Origin of the sequence: Mesorhizobium sp. Cs1299R1N3, from assembly GCF_037179625.1 — a bacterium.
In the GTDB taxonomy this organism is placed as follows: Bacteria; Pseudomonadota; Alphaproteobacteria; order Rhizobiales; family Rhizobiaceae; genus Mesorhizobium; species Mesorhizobium salmacidum.
In genome coordinates this window covers 1-254 of the sequence record NZ_JAPYKQ010000089.1, presented here as the reverse complement: position 1 = coordinate 254, position 254 = coordinate 1, and the positions used below count along the sequence as shown (strand labels likewise).

1 protein-coding gene and 1 pseudogene are annotated in these 254 nt (G+C 61.8%); both read left to right on the top strand.

Translation table 11 applies throughout. From position 1 onward, the window contains the following. Positions 1–128: pseudogene (locus O7B34_RS32315) on the top strand (transposase); the annotation flags it as partial. After that, on the top strand, positions 82–254 hold a 173-nt coding region (locus O7B34_RS32085; RefSeq protein WP_442921028.1), incomplete at its 3' end, for a transposase. The pseudogene O7B34_RS32315 and the gene O7B34_RS32085, both read left to right, overlap by 47 nt.

Sequence of the window (254 nt, the reverse complement as noted above, 5' to 3'; positions counted from 1 at the left end):
TGGTGGCGACACTGTCGGAAATGTATGTGCAGGGCGTGTCGACCCGAAAGGTCAAGGCGATCACTGAAGAGCTGTGCGGTCATGCCTTCTCGGCCTCATCGATCTCGGCCATCAACAAGCGCCTGGAATCTCGCCGAGGCCAAGGCCGATCTCGCCGCGTGGCTTGCCAAATGGTCGGGCCGCTACCCACGACTGACGACGTGGGCGGAGGAAACCATCGAGAGCACGATGACCTTCTTTCGCCTGCCGCGCCA